Raw genomic sequence first — 713 nt, forward strand, 5'->3', positions numbered from 1 at the left:
TGTCAACAGTAAATCGGACAAATTTTTAAAGGTGCATTAACTTGTATCCAGTGGGGGTTAGATAGTCCAATGATCCATGTATTCGGATATTATTGTACCAATTTACATAATCAAAAAGTTCAAATTCAAGTTCTTGTTGGTTAGAGAAAACCCTACCATGAATAAATTGAGTTTTAATAGTTTTAAATGTAGCTTCTGCTACGGCATTGTCATATGGGTTTCCTTTTTCGCTCAATGATCTCTCGATGCCAAATACCGCCAACGCTTGATCAATGAGTGTATTATTAAACTCACTTCCGCGGTCTGTGTGGAATAATTCGAGGCGCTGTAGATTGTATTTAACCGTGGCGAAGGCACGTTGAACTAACTCTGCATTCTTGTGAGGACCCGAACTATAACCAATAATCTCCCGATTATATAAGTCAACTAGGATGCAGATATAATGCCATGTCTGTTGTACTCTTACATAAGTTAAATCACTAACAACCACTTTTAGTTCCTGATTCTGATCAAATTTTGATTTAATGTATTCCTAATGCTCTATTCATTATACTTGGCTTTGCTTGGCTTAAATTGAGCCACCGTATACTTTGAAACGAGACCTTGCTCCTTCATGATTCGACCGATACGGCGTCGTGACACTTGCAAACCCTGTTTTTCAAGCTCTTTCTTAATCTTTCGTTGACCATAAATATCCCTGCTTTTTTTTAGAA

At 37.2% G+C, this 713-nt stretch carries 1 pseudogene; it reads right to left on the reverse strand.

What is annotated here, in order from left to right:
- Positions 1-25: 25 nt before the first annotated feature.
- Positions 26-713, reverse strand: a pseudogene (locus tag JCM10596_RS27200) (IS3 family transposase); the annotation flags it as partial.

The organism is Caldalkalibacillus mannanilyticus JCM 10596, assembly GCF_000615945.1.
GTDB classification, from domain to species: Bacteria; Bacillota; Bacilli; order Caldalkalibacillales; family JCM-10596; genus Bacillus_AT; species Bacillus_AT mannanilyticus.